The following is an 18,043-nucleotide window of genomic DNA, read 5'->3' on the forward strand; positions in this document are numbered from 1 at the left end:
CGTCCCGCCGGTTCAGCGGCCCGCGTCCTGTGCGGCGACCGGGGACCGCTGCGGACCGCCGCTCGGTGACTGCGTCTGGCCCGTCCCCTGGTGGAGGGCGTTGAACTCGGCCACGTTGCGCATGTGCGCCGGGTAGTCGGCGGTGAAGCGGGTGTCCCCGGGTTTGACGGTGACGAAGTACAGCCAGTCGCCCGGCGTCGGGTTGACCGCGGCGCGCATCGCCTCCTCGCCGGGATTGTCGATCGGCGTCGGCGGCAGGCCCATGCGCTGGTAGGAGTTGTACGGGCTCTCGATCCGGGTGTCGTCCTGGCTGGTGCGGACGGTGCTGCGGTTCAGCGCGTAGTTGACGGTGGAGTCCATCTGGAGCGGCATTCCACGCTCCAGCCGGTTGAAGACCACCCGGGCGACCTTGCCCATGTCGGCCTTGGTCGCGGCCTCGGCCTGGACGATGCTGGCGATGGTGACGGCCTGGTAGAGACTCATGGTGTGGCGCTGCGAACCGGCCGTCAGCGTCGGGCCGTTGAACTTCCGGTTGGCGGTGTCGACCATGAACCGCAGCACGGACTCGGGGGTCGCCCCCTTCCGGATGGGATAGGTCGCCGGGAAGAGATAGCCCTCGGGGTTGCCCCCGGCGTCGTTCGGCAGCTTCAGGCCGGCCCTGCCGACGGCCTTGCGGGTGCTGCCGGGGGGCAGCTCCAGGGCGCGGTCGACGGCCTCGTACACCTGGCCCGCGCGCCAGCCCTCCGGGATGACCAGCATGGTGGGCTTGGGCTCCTCGCGCGCGCCCCCCAGGGTCAGCAGCGGCACCGCCACGGCGGTGCCGGCCACGACGGCGCCGGCCACGACGAGGACGAGCCTGCCCCGGCGGGTCAGTCGGATCGTGTTCCGTGGCGGAGAGTTCAGCTGCATGCAGGCACGGTAATACGCATATCACTACAAACCCGGCATATATTCAGTTTGTCGGCGGTAGCGTCTGCTTGGCCGGCGGATCGCCGCCCCCGCGTCAGCTCGTCGGCTCCAGCTGGGCGTCCCGGCGCACCAGGGCCGCGTACCGCCCGTCGCGCTCCAGCAGTTCCTCGTGGGTGCCGCGTTCGGCGACCCGCCCGGAGTCCAGGACCACGATCTGGTCGGCGCCGCGGACGGTGGACAGACGGTGGGCGATGGTGATCGTCGTCCGGTTCGCCGACAGGGCGTCGATGGCCTCCTGCACGGCGGCCTCGGTCCGGGTGTCGAGCGCGCTGGTCGCCTCGTCGAGGATGAGGACCGGCGGGTCGCGCAGGATGGTGCGGGCTATGGCGAGGCGCTGCTTCTCGCCCCCGGAGAAGCGGTGGCCGCGTTCGCCGACGACCGTGTCGTAGCCGTCCGGCAGTGCGGCTATGTGGTCGTGTATCTGGGCCGCCTTCGCCGCCGCGTACAGCTCCTCGTCGGTGGCGTCCGGCTTGGCGAAGCGCAGGTTCTCGGCGACCGAGGCGTGGAAGAGGTACGTCTCCTGGGAGACCACGCCGACCGCGCGCGCGAGGGTGTCGAAGTCGAGGTCGCGGACGTCGACGCCGTCCAGGGTGACCCGGCCGCCGGTGACGTCGTAGAGCCGCGGCACCAGATAGCCGAGGGTGGACTTGCCGGCGCCGGTCGGTCCGACGACGGCGAGACTGTCGCCGGCCGGGACGGTGACGTCGATGCCGGCCAGGACCGGGCGCGTCCTGTCGTCGCTGTCGTAGCGGAACTCCACGTCCTCGAAGCGGATTTCGCCCTTGATCCGGTCGAGGCGGACGGGCCGCTCGCGCTCGGTGATGTCGATCGGCAGGTCCAGATACTCGAAGATGCGCTGGAAGAGCGCGAGCGAGGTCTGGATCTGGACGCCGGTCGCGAGGAGGCTCACGGCCGGGCGGAACAGGCCCTGCTGGAGCGAGACGAAGGCGACGATGGTGCCGAGGGAGACCTTCGGGCCGCCGAGCTGGAGGGCGAGGCCCGCGGTCCAGTAGATGACGGCGGGCATCGCGGCCATGACGATCGTGATCACGGCCATGCGCCAGCGGCCGGCCATGTTCGCTCTCACCTCGAGGTCGACCAGGCGCTCGGACTCCTCGGCGAAGGACGTGGTCAGCGAGTCGGAGCGGCCCATGGTGCGGCCGAGGAGGATGCCGCTGACCGACAGCGACTCGGTGACGGTGGCGGCCATCGCGGCCATCTGCTTCTGCCGCTGGGTGGTGATCTTCTTGCGTTCGTTGCCGACCCGCCGGCTGATCCAGACGAACGCCGGCAGCAGAAGCAGCGAGACGACGGTCAGCCGCCAGTCGAGGGCCACCATCGCGACGATCGTGGCGACGACGCTGGTGACGTTGGAGACCAGGGAGGTGGCGGTGGAGGTGACCGTCGCCTGCATGCCGCCGATGTCGTTGGCGATGCGGGACTGCACCTCACCGGTGCGGGTGCGGGTGAAGAAGGCGAGCGACATGCGCTGCAACCGGCCGTAGACGGCGGTGCGCAGGTCGTGCATGACGCGCTGGCCGACGGTGGTCGAGATCAGCGTCTGGAGCACACCGAAGACGCTGGACAGGACCGCGCTGAGGATCATGCCCAGCGCGAGCAGGCTCAGCAGACCGGTGCGGCCTTGCGGGATCGCGACGTCGAGGGTCTCCCGCAGCAGGAACGGTGTGGCCACCGAGACCAGCGAGGAGGCGCCGACCAGCAGGCCGACGATCGCGAGCCGTCCACGGTAGGGACGGAAGAGCTTCAGGATGCGGCGCACCTGCCGCGGCTGTTCCCTGGCGTCGGCAGGCGGGGTCCAGGAGGGTTCACGGTCGGGATGCATGGGCTCCTACGGAGGTCGGCAGGCGCCGGTCAGGGATCGGCCGACGATGACGGAACGGATCGTAGCTCATTGTTACCTATACTCACAATGAACGGCATCCTGATATTGTTCCCGCATGACCTCCCCCGATCCCGAGGGCCTGCTCGCGGAGCAGTTGCTGCGGCTCACCCGCCGGGTGCATCGCATCCAGAAGCGCCATCTGGAGCAGCGCGCGCTGGGTGTCACCCCGGCCCAGTCCCGGCTGCTGCGCACCCTCGCGCACTACGGCTCACCCCCGCGCATGGCCGATCTCGCCGAGCGCCTGGAAGTGGTGCCCCGTGCGGTGACGACGCTGGTCGACGGGCTGGAGGCGAGCGGCAAGGTGCGCCGGGTGGCTGACCCGGCCAACCGGCGCGTGACCCGGATCGAGCTGACGGACGAGGGCCGCGCGACCCTGCGCGAGCTGCGCGGCGCCCGCCACTCGGCGGCCGAGGAGATACTCGCCCCGCTGACCGAGAAGGAGCGCGAGGTGCTGGGCGTGCTGCTGGACACGCTGATCGACGGGGAGACGGCCAAGCGCTGCTGACAGCCGGGGCGTGCGGCCGGGGGGGCGGCTGTGGCCTGCTCCGGCCCCAGCCGCCGCGCACCCCTGTCGCCTCAGCAGCGGTTGCGATCCTCCGTCAGCACCCCCTGGACCGACGTCAGCGACCGGTCGTAGCAGCCGTCGGAGCCGTACAGCCGATAGCGCTCGGTCGATGTGCCGACCGCGTGCCGCTGGTCGCGTGGGACGTCGAGCGTGTACGCGGCGTCGCCGCGGTAGGTGTCGTCGAGCCGGGACCACGCCGTGCGGTGCCCGTCGCGCTCCTGGGTGACCGAGGCGCGGTCGCCGAGGGTCAGCACGGTGCGCAGCCGGTTGTCGGTGCCGAGGGTCGTGGCGCCGTTCATGGCGTACGTCCGCTGCGTGTGCGTCGTCCGCGCGGGACCGTGCCCCGCGACGGTGACCGTCTCGTCGTCGGTCCAGGTCGCGTCGAGCCCGTCCGTGTTCTCGCCGTCGGTCCAGCGGTGCGCGGAGGTGTTGCCGAGCGTCCGGGTGACGGTGGTGGTCACGCGTCCGTGCGAGGTGTCGAGGTAGCCGGAGACGGTGAGCCGGTGCCCCGCCCGGGTGTCCACGCGGTTCTCCGTACCCGGCGTGTAGACGGAGGAGTTGGCGAGATCGGTCGCCGTGTCCTCGGTGACGGCGCCGGTGAGCCGGTCGCGGTGGGCGTCCTGCCAGACCAGCACGTTCACCGGGGTGCTCCAGCCGGACTGCCCCGCCGGGACACCGGCCACGGAGACCTCGACGCGGTGCGGCCGGCCGTCGTCGAGCAGCGCGGCGAACGGCGTCAGGTCGTACTGGATCGGCCGGACGTCGAAGGCGTGCGGGGCCGGGACGACGTACCAGAGGAAGGGATTGGACCAGCCGCCGGTCCAGACGTGGGGGTACGGCGCGGCGATCCCGGCGAGCCGGCCGTCGACCGTGATCTGCACCTCGCGGTAGGGCCCGTGGTCGGCCTTGCAGGAGTACGACGCCGGGTCGGCCACGGTCAGATACCAGAACTCCTCACAGCCGCCGCCCGATCCGGTGGCGTACACCTCGGCGACGATCCGCTCGCTGTTGCGCGGGGTGGTGAGGGTGGTGCCGCCGGGAGCGCCGGCGAGGGTCAGGACGCGGTCGGGGGTCCGCTCGGCGGGACGGCCCGCGTAGAAGGTCAGGGTGACATGCACGTCGATGACACCGGTGTAGGTGTCGTTCACGACGTTGCCGATCAGCATCTCGACGTCCTGCGGGCTGCGGAAGGTGTCGCTGTAACGGGTGACGTCCTTCTCGACATGCCACTCGATGCCGTCGGGCGAGGGCTCCGGGGTGGAGGTGCGCAGGATCTCGACCCCGCCGACGTGCAGATAGCCGAGCCGGTCGTACTGTCGCCCCTTCACCTTGCCGTCCAGGCGCAGGACGACCTTGCTCCACTGGTCGCCGCAGCCCTGCGGCGGGGTGTAGGCACTCCGGTAGGGGGTGAAATCACGGAACTGGGCGTCGGCGAGCGTGACCTGGCACGACGTGGCGTGGGGGCGCTCGACGGGTGGTGCCGCCGTCACCGGGTCGTGCCAGTCGGTGCCGAACTCGGCGGGCACGTCGGCGGCTTGGGCGGTTCCCGCCCCCGCGCCGAGGAACGCGCTCAGCAGGAGGATCGCCCCCGTGAGCATGGACATGACTATCCGTCTCTTCATGCCCGGTGTTCTAACGGGGCCGCCGCCCCGTCCGCAATGCCACCCGCCACGGTTCGGCCGCGCACGGGCGGTGGCGGACGGAAGCCGGGCCGGTCAGGCGCGCAGGTCGTCCCTGTCCCCCATCACCATCACCGGATGTCCGGCCGGATCGAGCCTGCGCAGCAGGAACCGCATGGCCTCCGCGGACACGCTGATGCACGCCGAGGTGCCGCTGTCATGGTCCACGTGCAGCCAGATGCTGCCGCCCTTGTCGTCCCCCTCCGGGCGGGTGGGGTCGTCGGGGGCGGTACCCCGGGCGCGGTTGTAGTCGATGGCGATGACGTAGTCGAAGTCATGCTGATGCGCCTCGCCCTCGAACGGCGGGGAGTAGGCGTCCTCGTCCTGGTCGTACGGCAGCTTCGTGCCCGGGTCGGAGAGCACCCCGCCCGCATCGGAGAGCGTGAACACACCGACGGGGCTGCGCTCGTCACCCATATGATGGTCCGTCGTCCAGCCGTTGCGGCCGTTGTGCGCGGGCCAGCTGCCCACCGGCCGCCACTCCGTGCCCCGCCGGGTGTACAGCACGACCGTGGAGTCGGCCGAGTCCGCACCCTCCCCGTAGACGGCCACCACCTGGCGGGAGTCCGCGGGAATCTCCCGGAAGAGGCGGTCGCCCACCCCCGGGATACGGGCCGGATCCGTCGCCGGGGGCTCCGACACGGTCGGGCTCTTCGGGAGCCCGCCGCTCGGACCCGGCGCTCCGCCGGTCCGGGGCGGCCCCGGGTTGTCCGTGTCGCACGCGGACACGGATGCCAAGAGTGTTCCAAGGGTCGCCACCGCGACCGTCATTCGCCGCACGCTGTCGCTCTGCACCCAATCATCGTGCATCACATACCCGTTGCTTGTGTGATCTTCTGGACATTCGGGTGACGGGGTGCAGGACGGCCGGAACGGGGCCCCGCGGGCCCGTGGCCGGATGTCGGCGAACTGCGCGGAGCGGCCGCGAAAACCGGTTGAAATCCGCAGCGCCCCGAAGCGAACCTTGCACGGTTTGGTGCCGCCCTCGCCTTGCACTCGCCCTCGCCCCCTTTCCTCTCCCCCTCCGCTGACACGAGCCACTGGGACGTCAGACCTCATGCAGATTCAAGACCTTCCGTACTCCGATCCGGGCGTTCCCGACGCGCGCTCGGGTCCTCGATTCCTGTGGTGGCTCTGGCGCAACCAGCTGGGCGGGCAGCTGAAGTCGCTCGCCTGGGGCCTGCTCCACTTCGTCTCCGTCTCCGCCCTCCCTTTCTGTGTCGGTCTCGCCGTACAGGCGGTCGTGGACCGCTCCGGTACCCGGCTCGCCCTGACGGGTGGTCTGCTGGCGCTGTGCGGGACGGGCATCGCCCTCGGCGACACCTTCCTGCACCGGACCGCCGTCACGAACTGGATCACCGCCGCCGCCCGCGTCCAGCAGCTCCTCGCACGCAAGGCCGCCCAGCTGGGCTCCGCACTGACCCGGCGGGTCGCCGCCGGTGAGGTGGTGGCCGTCTCCACCGGTGACGTCGAGAAGATCGGCTGGTTCGTGGAGGCCGTCTCCCGGTTCACCGCGGCCGCGGTGACGGTCGTCGTGGTCTGCGTCGGCCTGCTCGTGTACCAGCCCGCGCTGGGCGTGGTGGTCGCCGTCGGCCTGCCCGTCGTGGCGGTCGCAGTGCTGCCGCTGCTGCCGCGGGCGACCCGCCGCGCCGATGTCCAGCGCGAGAAGGCAGGCCGCGCCACCGAGCTGGCCTCGGACACGGTCGCCGGACTGCGCGTGCTGCGCGGCATCGGCGGCGAGGAGCTGTTCCTCGACCGCTACCGCCGCGCCTCGCAGGAGGTGCGGCACGCGGCGGTGCACAGCGCCCGTATGTGGTCGCTCATCTCGGCCATCCAGGTGCTGCTGCCCGGGCTGCTGCTGATCGCGGTCGTCTGGCACGGCATCCATCTCGCCCGCCAGGGACGGATCGCGGTCGGTGAACTCGTGACCGTGTACAGCGCGGTCATGATCCTCAACTATCCGCTGCGGCATTTCGAGGAGATCGCCATGGCGTACTCCTTCTCCCGGCCCTCGGCCAAGCGGGCCGCGCGTGTGCTGTCCCTGCAACGGCCCACGGCCACGGACGGAGTCCGCGCGGCCGAGCAACCGAGCGGCGATCTGTACGACCCCGAGACCGGTCTGCTCGCGCCCGCGGGCCTGCTCACCGCCGTGGTGTGCGGCGACCCGGACGCGGCGGGCCGGCTCGCGGACCGGCTGGGCGGCCACCCCGCCGACCCGGCCCGCTCGGTGCTCCTCGGCGGCGTACCGCTGGACGAGCTGCCGCTGGACAGCGCCCGGACCGCGGTCCTCGTGCAGGACAAGGACCCGGTGCTGCTCTCCGGCACCCTGCGCGAACTCCTCGACGTGCCCGCATCCGGTGCCGTGCAGGCCGCGGACGCGCTGGCGGCGGCCCAGTGCGCGGACGTCCTCGACGCGCTCGTCCAGGGATCGCTGGGCGCCGACGACCCGATGGACGCGCGGATCACCGAACGCGGGCGCTCGCTCTCCGGTGGCCAGCGGCAGCGGCTGGCGCTGGCCCGGTCGCTGTTCACCGACCCCGAGGTGCTCGTGCTGGACGAGCCGACCTCCGCGGTCGACTCGCACACCGAGGCCCGTATCGCGGACGGTCTGCGCCGGCTGCGCTCGGGACGGACGACGGTGGTGTTCACCTCCTCTCCGCTGCTGCTCGACCGCGCGGACCGGGTCGCCCTCGTCCACCAGGGCGAGGTGGTCGCGACCGGCCCGCACCGGGACCTGGTCGCCGGCGAGCCGCGGTACCGGGCCGTGGTGACCCGGGAGACCGAGGAGGAGCTGGCCGCCGCCGAAGAGGAGGGCGCTCTGCTGGACGCCCTCCAGGAACTGGAAGAGATCGAGGAGAGCGCATGATCGGCGTTGCGCCGCCGGCCTACGACCCGGCGGCCCCGACGACCGCCACCACCCTGCCCGTCGGCACGGCCGCGACCGTACGGACCTACGTCGTCGAACTGTTCCGCCGGCACCGCCGGGCCTTCCTGCTGCTCATCGCCGTCAACACGGTGGCCGTGGTCGCATCCATGGTCGGCCCGTACCTGCTGGGCGGGCTGGTCGAGCGTGTGTCCGGCCACGCGCGGGATCTTCGTCTCGGATGGAGCATCGGACTGTTCCTGCTCGCGCTGGCCGTGCAGGCGGTGTTCGTCCGGCAGGTCCGGCTGCGGGGCGCGATGCTCGGCGAGCGGATGCTGGCCGATCTGCGGGAGGACTTCCTGGTCCGCTCGGTCGGGCTGCCGCCGGGGGTGCTGGAGCGGGCGGGCACCGGCGACCTGCTGTCCCGCATCACCACCGACATCGACCGGCTGGCGAACGCCATGCGGGAGGCGGTGCCCCAGCTGGCGATCGGCTTCGTGTGGGCCCTGCTGCTGCTCGGCGGGCTCGTCGTCACGGCACCGCCGCTGGCGGCCGCCGTGCTGCTGGCCGTGCCGGTACTGGTGGCCGGGTGCCGCTGGTACTTCAAGCGCGCCCCCTCCGGCTACCGCTCCGAGGCCGCCGGCTACGCCGCCGTCGCCGCCGCGCTCGCCGAGACCGTCGACGCGGGCCGCACCGTCGAGTCCCACCGGCTCGGGGACCGCCGCATCGCCCTGTCGGAGCAGCGGATCAAGGAGTGGACGGCCTGGGAGCGCTACACGCTCTGGCTGCGGTCGGTGCTCTTCCCGGTCATCAGCGCGGTGCATGCCATCGTGCTCGGCTCGGTCCTGATGGTCGGCGGGGTGTTCGTCCTGCACGGCTGGATCGGCGTGGGCCAGCTGACCACCGGCGCGCTCGTCGCGCAGATGCTGGTCGACCCGGTGAACCTGATCCTGCGCTGGTACGACGAGGTGCAGGTGGCCCAGGTGTCGCTGGCCCGGCTGGTCGGGGTGCGGGAGATCGAACCGGACGCCGGGGAGGACACGCTGGCCCCCGACGGGCGGGACGTGCACGCCGACCGGGTGCACTTCGGCTACCGGGAGGGCGTCGACGTGCTGCGCCAGGTGTCCCTGGAGGTGGCGCCGGGCACCCGGCTGGCCCTGGTCGGCCCCTCCGGCGCCGGCAAGTCGACCCTGGGCAGGCTGCTCGCCGGTATCTACGCGCCGCGGGACGGCCGGATCACCCTGGGCGGGGCGGAGCTGTCCCGGATGCCCGCGGAACGCGTCCGCGCGCATGTCGCCCTCGTCAACCAGGAGCACCACGTCTTCGTCGGCTCCCTGCGCGACAACCTCCTGCTGGCCCGCACCAGCGCCACGGACGCCGAGCTGTGGGCGGCCCTGGGCGCGGTCGACGCCGACGGCTGGGCACAGGCGCTGGACGACGGCCTGGACACCGAAGTCGGCTCCGGCGGGCTCGCACTGACACCGGCGCAGGCCCAGCAGATCGCGCTGGCCCGGCTGGTGCTGGCCGACCCGCACACGCTGGTCCTGGACGAGGCGACCTCCCTGCTCGACCCGCGCGCGGCCCGCCACCTGGAACGCTCGCTGTCGCGTGTCCTCGACGGCCGCACGGTGGTCGCCATCGCGCATCGGCTGCACACCGCGCACGACGCCGACATGATCGCCGTGGTGGAGAATGGCCGGATCAGCGAGCTGGGCAGCCACACCGAGCTGGTCGCGGCGGACGGCGCGTACGCCGCGTTGTGGCGCTCCTGGCACGGCTGAGGCCCTTCGAACGCTTCCGTCGGCGCCCGCTGCTCGCGCGGGCGCCGACGCCGAGCAGCCGGGGACGTCGGGAGACCGGCGGGAGCGATGCGGGTGCCGACGGTGCCGGGGCGGCCGGCCCGGGGGCGCGCTGCGTCCGTGGCGGCGGTGCGGGTGCGGGCCGTGCGGGGGCCCGTCAGGGACCGCGGACCCGGAGTGCGGCTGCTCGGGCCCCGGGCGGGGCTCGTGACGTTGCGCGGTCCCGAGCAGGGGTGGAAGTCTGGAGAACGGCACCGGTTCGTGGCACACCCGGGAACCAGCTGGTCCCCGTCGTGCGGCACCTGTGCCGACGGCCCGCGCCCCGTCTCGGCGGTACGCGGCCGTCCTCACCATCTGGAGGTACCCGTGGACAGCGCCGGCGGCTGGGGGGACGACGTCTACCAGCCCGATCCCTCGGAGATCCGGGAGGACTCGGGGGTGCTCGACGTCGAGGACACACTGGACTTCGACGGCGTCGACGATCCGCTCGACCGCGGCTGGTCCCCGCCCGAGCGGCCATGGGCCGTGGAACACGACGGAGTGACGGCGGCCGAACGCCAGGCGGGCGAGACCCTCGACCAACGCCTGGCCGAGGAGCTGCCCGACCTCGCCGCGCCCGACGGCGACGGCATCGGTGACCACGACACCGACGGGGAACCCCTCGACAACGAGGTCGGCCACCGGCGTTCCGGCCGGCTGGTGGCCCCCGACGAGGGGGCGCACGAGGACGACGAGCCCGCCCTCCTCGCGACCGACGTCGGCATCGACGGCGCCGCCGCCTCCGCGGAGGAGGCCGCGATGCACATCGTCGACGAGGACTCCCTGCCCGGCTGACCACCGCCGTGGACGGCCGGCACCGAGGGCCGCATCGCCGGCATCGCCCATCTTGCGCGCCCGTACGGCGACGCCGACGCGGGCCGGCCGGGAGGCGCGGCCGGAACCACGGATCAGATCACGTTGAGAGCCGCCGCGCAGCCCACTCCGCCGAGCAGCATGAACACGGGCATCAGCACCCTCAGCTCGACCCAGCTGCCCGCCCGGAACCGCATCGCCTTCGGCGGCCCCACCGGGTACCAGCGCTTGCGGCCCACGGGGATCGGCCACAGGATCGGGCAGCCGGACACGGTCAGCGCGTCCCCGATGTCGTGCACCAGCGCGCCCAGCACGATCGGCAGGCCGAGCCAGAGGTACTGCTGCCCGGGCTCGGTGAACAGCCAGTGCGAGCCGTTGCCCGGCTTGTCCAGCACCCCGGCGAGGATCCACGAGGTGGTCGCCGCCAGCAGCCAGACCAGGACATCGCTGCTGGAGCCGCGCGCCGCCCGCCACAGCAGGCCCTCGATCGCCAGCACCATGTGCACGAAGAGGATCGCCAGCACACCCCAGCGGCCGCCGGTGACCGCCGCCGCGGAGCAGCCCGCGCCGATCAGCACCGCCCACACCCAGGTGTGTGTCAGGGTGCGATGGCCACCGGAGCGGCGCGGGTCGCCCTGCTTCCTGGTCGTCTTGTAGGTGGCGTACGACAGCTTGTCCACGATCTCGCAGAGCCAGCGGGAGATCGGTCCGAAGGCCCGCGAGATGGTCGCCGCCTTGTGGTCGAGGTCCGGGGCGAGCGCGGCGCCGGCGCAGATCAGGGCACCGGCGAGCAGCACCGGCCAGGGCATCGGGTGCCCGGCCGCAGCGGCGGCCGCTCCGACGCCGAGCCAGGCCGCGGCCCCCGACAGTGAGTGTGCTGGTCCCATCATGGCCGCTTCCCGCCCCATTCCTCGTGTGCCGCTGACCAGTTGACCTGGTGCGTTGACGCTGCGTCGGCGACACAGCGTAGCGGCCATGATCGTCGGTCCCGCAGCCGATTCCCCTCTCGGGGACAAGGACAGGCAAGATGGGGTCGTGACCCTCATCGATCAGCTGCCGCCGACCGCCGACCCCGACGCCCTGTACGAAGCCTTCGAGTCGTGGGCCCAGGAGCGCGGCCTCACCCTCTACCCCCACCAGGAGGAGGCGCTGATCGAGGTGGTCTCCGGGGCGAACGTGATCGTCTCCACCCCGACCGGCTCCGGCAAGAGCATGATCGCCGCGGGTGCGCACTTCGCGGCGCTGGCCCGGGACGAGGTCACCTTCTACACGGCGCCGATCAAGGCGCTGGTGTCGGAGAAGTTCTTCGAGCTGTGCAAGATCTTCGGCACCGAGAACGTGGGCATGCTCACCGGCGACGCCTCCGTGAACGCCGACGCGCCCGTGATCTGCTGCACGGCCGAGGTGCTGGCGTCGATCGCGCTGCGCGACGGCAAGGACGCCGACGTCGGCCAGGTCGTGATGGACGAGTTCCACTTCTACGCCGAGGGCGACCGTGGCTGGGCCTGGCAGATCCCGCTGCTGGAGCTGCCGCAGGCGCAGTTCATCCTGATGTCGGCGACCCTGGGTGACGTGTCCTTCTTCGAGAAGGACCTCACCCGCCGCACCGGCCGCCCCACCGCAGTCGTCCGCTCGGCAACCCGCCCGGTGCCCCTCTCCTACGAGTACCAGTACACCCCGCTCACCGAGACGCTCACCGACCTGCTGGAGACCAAGCAGGCACCCGTCTACATCGTCCACTTCACCCAGGCGCAGGCCGTGGAGCGGGCGCAGGCGCTGATGAGCATCAACATGTGCTCGCGGGAGGAGAAGGAACAGATCGCCGAGCTGATCGGCAACTTCCGCTTCACCACCAAGTTCGGCCGCAACCTCTCCCGTTACGTCCGGCACGGCATCGGCGTGCACCACGCCGGCATGCTGCCGAAGTACCGGCGTCTGGTGGAGAAGCTCGCCCAGGCCGGCCTGCTGAAGGTCATCTGCGGCACCGACACCCTCGGCGTGGGCGTCAACGTGCCCATCCGCACCGTGCTCTTCACCGCTCTCACCAAGTACGACGGCAACCGGGTGCGCACGCTGCGGGCCCGTGAGTTCCACCAGATCGCGGGCCGGGCCGGCCGGGCCGGTTTCGACACCGCCGGGCTGGTGGTGGCGCAGGCGCCGGAGCACGTCATCGAGAACGAGAAGGCGCTGGCGAAGGCGGGAGACGACCCGAAGAAGCGGCGCAAGGTGGTGCGCAAGAAGGCACCGGAGGGCTTCGTCGGCTGGACGGAGAACACCTTCCAGAAGCTGATCGAGTCCGATCCGGAGCCGCTGACCTCGCGGTTCCGGGTGACGCACACGATGCTGCTCTCGGTGATCGCCCGGCCGGGCAACGCCTTCGAGGCGATGCGCCGCCTGCTGGAGGACAACCACGAGCCGCGCAAGCAGCAGCTGCGGCACATCCGCCGCGCGATCGCGATCTACCGCTCGCTGCTCGACGGCGGCATCGTGGAGAAGCTCGACAAGCCGGACGCCGAGGGCCGGATCGTCCGGCTCACGGTCGACCTTCAGCAGGACTTCGCGCTCAACCAGCCGCTGTCCACGTTCGCGCTCGCCACGTTCGAACTCCTCGACCCCGACTCGCCGTCCTACGCCCTCGACATGGTGTCCGTGGTCGAGTCGACCCTGGACGACCCCCGGCAGATCCTCGTCGCGCAGCAGAACAAGGCGCGCGGTGAGGCCGTGGCGGCGATGAAGGCGGACGGGGTCGAGTACGAGGAGCGCATGGAGCGCCTCCAGGACATCACCTACCCGAAGCCGCTGGAGGAGCTGCTCTTCCACGCGTACAACACCTACCGCAAGAGCCACCCGTGGGTCGGCGACCACCCGCTGTCGCCGAAGTCGGTCATCCGGGACATGTACGAACGGGCGCTGTCCTTCACGGAGTTGGTCTCCTTCTACGAGCTGGCCCGCACCGAGGGCATCGTGCTGCGCTACCTCGCCAGCGCCTACAAGACCCTGGACCACACCATCCCGGACGACCTGAAGTCCGAGGACCTCCAGGATCTGATCGAGTGGCTGGGCGAGATGGTCCGCCAGGTCGACTCCAGCCTGCTGGACGAGTGGGAGCAGCTCGCGAACCCGGAGGAGATGACGGCCGAGGAGGCGCAGGAGAAGGCCGACGAGGTCAAGCCGGTCACCGCCAACGCCCGTGCCTTCCGCGTCCTGGTGCGCAACGCCATGTTCCGCCGTGTGGAGCTGGCCGCGCTCGACCAGGTCGAGGAACTCGGCCAGCTGGACGCCGAGTCCGGCTGGGACGCCGAGGCGTGGGGCGAGGCGATGGACGCGTATTGGGAGGAGTACGACGACCTCGGCACCGGCCCCGACGCCCGTGGTCCCAAGCTGCTGGTCATCAAGGAGGAGCCGGAGAACGCCCTGTGGCGCGTCCGCCAGATCTTCGACGACCCCAACGGCGACCACGACTGGGGCATCAGCGCGGAGATCGACCTCACGGCCTCGGACGCCGAGGGACGTGCGGTCGTCCGCGTCACCGCTGTCGGACAGCTCTGACCACAGGAGACACCCACCGATGACGAACCCGGCCGAGAGACTGGTCGACCTGCTCGACCTGGAGCAGATCGAGGTCAACATCTTCCGTGGCCGCAGCCCGCAGGAGTCCTTGCAGCGGGTCTTCGGCGGCCAGGTGGCGGGCCAGGCGCTGGTCGCCGCCGGCCGCACCACGGACGGCGACCGCCCCGTGCACTCGCTGCACGCGTATTTCCTGCGTCCGGGCCGGCCGGGTGTGCCCATCGTGTACCAGGTGGAGCGGGTCCGCGACGGGCGGTCGTTCACCACCCGGCGGGTCACGGCCGTGCAGCAGGGCCGCACGATCTTCAATCTGACCGCCTCCTTTCACGAGCCTGAGGAAGGACCGTTCGAGCACCAGCTGCCGCCGGCCCGCGAGGTGCCGGACCCGGAGTCGCTGCCGACGGTGACCGAGGAGATCCGGAAGCATCTGGGCGCGCTGCCCGAGCAGCTGGAGCGGATGGCGCGCCGCCAGCCCTTCGACATCCGGTATGTCGACCGGCTGCGCTGGAACCCCGAGGAGATCCAGGGCGCCGATCCACGCAGCGCCGTGTGGATGCGCGCGGTCGGACCGCTCGGCGACGATCCGCTGGTCCACACGTGCGCGCTCACGTACGCCAGTGACATGACTCTTCTGGACGCGGTCCGCATTCCGATCGAACCGCTGTGGGGTCCGCGGAACTTCGACATGGCCTCGCTGGACCACGCCATGTGGTTCCATCGGCCGTTCCGCGCGGACGAGTGGTTCCTGTACGACCAGGAGTCCCCGATCGCCACCGGCGGGCGCGGTCTGGCCCGCGGCCGCATCTACGACCTGCACGGGCGACTGCTGGTGTCGGTCGTCCAGGAGGGTCTGTTCCGGTCCCTGTAGCGGGGCCGGAGCCGCGCGTGCGGGTGGGCCGGGGGACGTGGGGCCGGGGCGTCGGCCGCTTTGTTCAGACCTGTGCGGGCCGTGGGTTTCTGCGGCGGAGCCAGCAGCGCAGCCCGCGTGCCGGTCGGTGTGTACCCGCTCGGGGCGCATGGTTCCGGGGCGGGCACGACCTGGCCGGTGCGGGCTGCCGAGCCGGCAGGGCCGGGCGGGCCTCCGTGCGCATCCTGGGCACCGGCCGGCGCGCGGCCGGACGCCGGGCCGGCGAGAGGCTGCGGGCCTCCTCGACGGCCCGGGCCAGTTCGCTGCGCAGCCACTCGATCTCGTCCGCGTCCTGTGCGGTCATGATGGTCTCGGCCAGGTGGGCGGAGGGCGATCCGGGCTGGCCCGCTCCCGGCACCACAAGCCGGTAGCGGTTCAGCCGGGCCCGTTCGTACGGGTCCCTGACCACGTCGGCGACCTCGACGGCAGCGAGGAACGCGGCCACGGCTCCGGCCCGGGCCCACGGGTCCTCGGCCTGACGCAGCAGGAAGCCGAAGTGACGCCCGCGCCAGTTGCGGGCGCGCAGATCCACTCCGTCCGCCAGCCGGCTGCGCAACACGTCGGGCGTGCGCCCCTTGAGCAGGTGTGCGTTCTCCGGGGCCGCCGCGAAGGTGCGCAGGTCCGCCGCCAGATAGAGCCAGACCACGGCGCGGTAGCGGTTCAGATAGAAGCGCACGGGCACGAACAGGCCCAGGCGGGCGAGCCGGGTGAACCGGCCGGCCGGGATACCCATGAGCGCGGCCCCCTCGGTGGTCCCGACGACGCGCACGCTCTCGCGCAGGGCTTCGGGGAAGCCGTCCTGGGCACGGAGGCGGTCCAGTTCCGCGCGCTCCACCCGCCCGGGTCCCCCTCCGCCTTCGTCGGGCACGGTCCTGATCCGGCCGAGGTGCACGGCGAGGTCGAACTCGCTGCGCTTGAGGCCCAGCTCCCTCGCGGCTCGGCTCGGCGTGCAGCTGTTGGTGGGGTGCGCGGTGAAGGTGGTCGCCGACATGGTCGTACTCCCCCGGGGAGTCGGGTGGCTCACGCCCGGTGCGTTCGCCGTGCACACACCGTAGCCGTTTCGGAGCAGCCCGTGGCGGGCCTGTGGATAACTCCCCGATGGTCTGAAAAACCGCAGGTCAGGGCTCCTGGTTAGGCGTGCGCTCGGGTTGCCTTGCGTCGACGGCGAGGTGTTCGCCGACGCGGTTGACGAGGAGAGTCATCTCGTAGGCGATCTGCCCGATGTCGGCCTCGGCCGCGCTGAGCACGCACAGCGAGCTGCCGGTGCCGGCAGCGGTGACGAACAGCACGGCGTCGTCGTACTCGATCATGGTCTGGCGCACCCGGCCCGCGCCGAAGTGGCGTCCCGAACCCTTGGCCAGGCTGTGCAGCCCCGATGCCACGGCGGCCAGATGCTCGGCGTCCTCGCGGCGCAGACCCGTGCTCGCTCCGGTGACCAGTCCGTCGTTGGACAGGACCAGTGCGTGCCGCACATGCTCCACCCGCTCGGTCAGATCGTCCAGGAGCCAGCCGAGTCCCTGGTTGTGCGCCATGTCCTACTCCCCGTGTGCTGTCTCCGCCTGGCTGGAGGAGCCTCCCGGCCAGCCTTCCCCACCGACCGGGGCAGGGGCAAGGAGGACAAGCGGCTGACCCGGAAGATGACCGACGCACACTGAGCGACGCCCGCCTCCGAGGCAGCCCGGGCGAGGCCGCGGCCGGCCGTTCGCGCCGATGAGAGACCCTTCGTACGGTTCCGTTCCCCCGCGCTCGCCGGGCCGAACCGGTCTTCGAGACCGGCGACGCCGTGGCGAAAGGGCGCAATCTCGCCTGTGCCCGGATGGATCGCCCGGTGCGGGACGTTCCTTGCCTCATACGGAAATGCCCTTGCGCTAGCCGACGGAGTCCAGCAGCCGGGCGGTGTGCCTGCGTCCGGCGTACTCGACGAGGCGGATCAGCACTTCCTTGCCGGAGTTCCGGTCACGGGCGTCGCACAGCACCACCGGGGTGCCGGGGTCGAGGTCGAGGGCTCGGGCGACGTCGTGGGCGTCGTGGGTCCGGGCCCCGGCGAAGCAGTTGACGGCCACCACGAACGGGATGCGCCGGTGCTCGAAGTAGTCGACGGCGGGGAAGCAGTCCTCCAGGCGCCGGGTGTCCGCGAGGACCACGGCGCCGAGCGCGCCCTGGGACAACTCGTCCCACAGGAACCAGAAGCGGTCCTGGCCCGGGGTGCCGAAGAGGTACAGGGACAGGCCGGAGCGGATGGTGATGCGCCCGAAGTCCATCGCGACGGTGGTGGTGACCTTCCGGTCCACGCCGTCGGTGTCGTCCACGAGTTGGCCGGCTTCGCTGAGCAGTTCCTCGGTGCGCAGCGGCCGGATCTCGCTGACGGCCCCGACGAGGGTCGTCTTGCCGACGCCGAATCCGCCCGCGACCAGTATCTTCAGCGCCAGGGCGGAGGTGTCGTCGACGGTGCCGGAATGCTCGGAGACCATGTTCACTTCTCTCGGAAGGGCCGACCGGGGCCGACGTACGTTCATCTACAGCGCCCGCAGTCCCGCGATGACCTCGCGCAGGATCCGCTCGTCGGGCAATTGCGCGGGCGGCACGGGACGGCTGATGGTCACCCGGCCCAGTTCCAGCAGGTCCCCGAGGAGCACCCGCACCACCCCCACGGGCAGGTCCGCGTCGGCGGCGAGTTCGGCGACGGACTGGGTCTCGGTGCGGCACAGCCCGAGCAGCGCGCGGTGTTCCGGTCCGAGCGCGGTGTCGTCGTCGGCCGCCGGGGCGGCGGGGTGGAGGGTGACCAGCGCGATCAGGTCGAACCGCACGCCGGTGGGGCCCGGTTTGGTGCGTCCGCCCGTCATGGCGTAGGGGCGGACCAGGGGCCCGGCCTCGCCGTCGTACCACTGGCTGCCCGGCTCGCGGGGACCACCGGTCGGGGTCTGGGTCATCGGTGCCGC

General features: G+C 71.8%; 15 protein-coding genes. 6 read left to right on the forward strand and 9 right to left on the reverse strand.

Annotated elements, in window-relative coordinates:
• Positions 1-12: 12 nt before the first annotated feature.
• Entirely contained in the window at positions 13-909 is an 897-nt protein-coding gene (gene mltG, locus ACWCV9_RS14915) for an endolytic transglycosylase MltG (RefSeq protein ID WP_450786771.1), read from the reverse strand.
• A gap of 94 nt (positions 910-1,003) precedes the next feature.
• Positions 1,004-2,812, reverse strand: coding sequence for an ABC transporter ATP-binding protein (locus tag ACWCV9_RS14920; RefSeq protein WP_450786773.1), 1,809 nt, complete (start codon positions 2,810-2,812; stop codon positions 1,004-1,006).
• 115 nt (positions 2,813-2,927) lie between these two features.
• Here ACWCV9_RS14920 and ACWCV9_RS14925 point away from each other — a divergent pair, with 115 nt between their 5' ends.
• Entirely contained in the window at positions 2,928-3,377 is a 450-nt protein-coding gene (locus ACWCV9_RS14925; protein ID WP_450786775.1) for a MarR family winged helix-turn-helix transcriptional regulator, read from the forward strand.
• Positions 3,378-3,448: 71 nt separating this feature from the next.
• On the opposite strand, the gene ACWCV9_RS14930 is transcribed toward ACWCV9_RS14925, so the two are convergent.
• A complete protein-coding gene (locus ACWCV9_RS14930; RefSeq protein ID WP_450786777.1) occupies positions 3,449-5,059 on the reverse strand; it encodes a peptide-N4-asparagine amidase in 1,611 nt (536 codons plus the stop codon).
• 93 nt (positions 5,060-5,152) lie between these two features.
• Entirely contained in the window at positions 5,153-5,887 is a 735-nt protein-coding gene (locus ACWCV9_RS14935; RefSeq protein WP_450786906.1) for a L,D-transpeptidase family protein, read from the reverse strand.
• Between the two features lie 286 nt (positions 5,888-6,173).
• On the opposite strand from ACWCV9_RS14935, the gene ACWCV9_RS14940 reads away from it, so the two are divergent.
• The 3 genes from ACWCV9_RS14940 to ACWCV9_RS14950 all read left to right on the forward strand — a co-directional run bounded on the left by ACWCV9_RS14940 (position 6,174) and on the right by ACWCV9_RS14950 (position 10,612).
• Complete coding sequence (locus tag ACWCV9_RS14940; RefSeq protein ID WP_450786779.1) at positions 6,174-7,982, forward strand: ABC transporter transmembrane domain-containing protein; 1,809 nt, start codon at positions 6,174-6,176, stop codon at positions 7,980-7,982.
• On the forward strand, positions 7,979-9,760 hold the full coding sequence (locus ACWCV9_RS14945) for an ABC transporter ATP-binding protein (protein ID WP_450786781.1): 1,782 nt from the start codon (positions 7,979-7,981) through the stop codon (positions 9,758-9,760). Before ACWCV9_RS14940 ends, ACWCV9_RS14945 begins: the two co-directional genes overlap by 4 nt.
• 384 nt (positions 9,761-10,144) lie before the next feature.
• On the forward strand, positions 10,145-10,612 hold the full coding sequence (locus ACWCV9_RS14950; protein ID WP_450786783.1) for a DUF5709 domain-containing protein: 468 nt from the start codon (positions 10,145-10,147) through the stop codon (positions 10,610-10,612).
• Positions 10,613-10,725: 113 nt separating this feature from the next.
• Here the strand turns inward: ACWCV9_RS14950 and ACWCV9_RS14955 are convergent, their stop codons facing one another.
• Positions 10,726-11,520 (reverse strand): metal-dependent hydrolase, encoded by a 795-nt coding sequence (locus ACWCV9_RS14955; protein WP_385842308.1) that lies wholly within the window; start codon positions 11,518-11,520, stop codon positions 10,726-10,728.
• Positions 11,521-11,665: 145 nt separating this feature from the next.
• Here ACWCV9_RS14955 and ACWCV9_RS14960 point away from each other — a divergent pair, with 145 nt between their 5' ends.
• Both ACWCV9_RS14960 and ACWCV9_RS14965 read left to right on the forward strand, forming a co-directional pair.
• The gene (locus ACWCV9_RS14960) at positions 11,666-14,179 is read left to right on the forward strand and encodes a DEAD/DEAH box helicase (RefSeq protein WP_450786785.1); all 2,514 of its coding nucleotides are present in this window, start codon (positions 11,666-11,668) and stop codon (positions 14,177-14,179) included.
• A 19-nt stretch (positions 14,180-14,198) separates the two neighbouring features.
• On the forward strand, positions 14,199-15,065 hold the full coding sequence (locus ACWCV9_RS14965) for an acyl-CoA thioesterase (protein ID WP_450786787.1): 867 nt from the start codon (positions 14,199-14,201) through the stop codon (positions 15,063-15,065).
• A gap of 64 nt (positions 15,066-15,129) precedes the next feature.
• On the opposite strand, the gene ACWCV9_RS14970 is transcribed toward ACWCV9_RS14965, so the two are convergent.
• From ACWCV9_RS14970 to ACWCV9_RS14985, 4 genes are all read right to left on the reverse strand, one after another.
• Positions 15,130-16,095 (reverse strand): DUF6397 family protein, encoded by a 966-nt coding sequence (locus ACWCV9_RS14970; protein WP_450786789.1) that lies wholly within the window; start codon positions 16,093-16,095, stop codon positions 15,130-15,132.
• 127 nt (positions 16,096-16,222) lie between these two features.
• Entirely contained in the window at positions 16,223-16,636 is a 414-nt protein-coding gene (locus ACWCV9_RS14975; RefSeq protein ID WP_450786791.1) for a roadblock/LC7 domain-containing protein, read from the reverse strand.
• Between the two features lie 336 nt (positions 16,637-16,972).
• Positions 16,973-17,575, reverse strand: coding sequence for a GTP-binding protein (locus tag ACWCV9_RS14980; protein ID WP_450786793.1), 603 nt, complete (start codon positions 17,573-17,575; stop codon positions 16,973-16,975).
• A gap of 45 nt (positions 17,576-17,620) precedes the next feature.
• A complete protein-coding gene (locus ACWCV9_RS14985; RefSeq protein ID WP_450786795.1) occupies positions 17,621-18,034 on the reverse strand; it encodes a DUF742 domain-containing protein in 414 nt (137 codons plus the stop codon).
• Between the last annotated feature and the right edge of the window lie 9 nt (positions 18,035-18,043).

The sequence above is a fragment of the Streptomyces sp. NPDC001606 genome (assembly GCF_053596835.1).

What these genes read in the sequence shown, in the direction of transcription:
- mltG (WP_450786771.1), bottom strand. Translation starts at nt 909, where the DNA reads ATGCAGCTGAACTCTCCGCCACGGAACACGATCCGACTGACCCGCCGG.
- ACWCV9_RS14920 (WP_450786773.1), bottom strand. Translation starts at nt 2,812, where the DNA reads ATGCATCCCGACCGTGAACCCTCCTGGACCCCGCCTGCCGACGCCAGG.
- ACWCV9_RS14925 (WP_450786775.1), top strand. Translation starts at nt 2,928, where the DNA reads ATGACCTCCCCCGATCCCGAGGGCCTGCTCGCGGAGCAGTTGCTGCGG.
- ACWCV9_RS14930 (WP_450786777.1), bottom strand. Translation starts at nt 5,059, where the DNA reads ATGAAGAGACGGATAGTCATGTCCATGCTCACGGGGGCGATCCTCCTG.
- ACWCV9_RS14935 (WP_450786906.1), bottom strand. Translation starts at nt 5,887, where the DNA reads ATGACGGTCGCGGTGGCGACCCTTGGAACACTCTTGGCATCCGTGTCC.
- ACWCV9_RS14940 (WP_450786779.1), top strand. Translation starts at nt 6,174, where the DNA reads ATGCAGATTCAAGACCTTCCGTACTCCGATCCGGGCGTTCCCGACGCG.
- ACWCV9_RS14945 (WP_450786781.1), top strand. Translation starts at nt 7,979, where the DNA reads ATGATCGGCGTTGCGCCGCCGGCCTACGACCCGGCGGCCCCGACGACC.
- ACWCV9_RS14955 (WP_385842308.1), bottom strand. Translation starts at nt 11,520, where the DNA reads ATGATGGGACCAGCACACTCACTGTCGGGGGCCGCGGCCTGGCTCGGC.
- ACWCV9_RS14965 (WP_450786787.1), top strand. Translation starts at nt 14,199, where the DNA reads ATGACGAACCCGGCCGAGAGACTGGTCGACCTGCTCGACCTGGAGCAG.
- ACWCV9_RS14970 (WP_450786789.1), bottom strand. Translation starts at nt 16,095, where the DNA reads ATGTCGGCGACCACCTTCACCGCGCACCCCACCAACAGCTGCACGCCG.
- ACWCV9_RS14975 (WP_450786791.1), bottom strand. Translation starts at nt 16,636, where the DNA reads ATGGCGCACAACCAGGGACTCGGCTGGCTCCTGGACGATCTGACCGAG.
- ACWCV9_RS14980 (WP_450786793.1), bottom strand. Translation starts at nt 17,575, where the DNA reads ATGGTCTCCGAGCATTCCGGCACCGTCGACGACACCTCCGCCCTGGCG.
- ACWCV9_RS14985 (WP_450786795.1), bottom strand. Translation starts at nt 18,034, where the DNA reads ATGACCCAGACCCCGACCGGTGGTCCCCGCGAGCCGGGCAGCCAGTGG.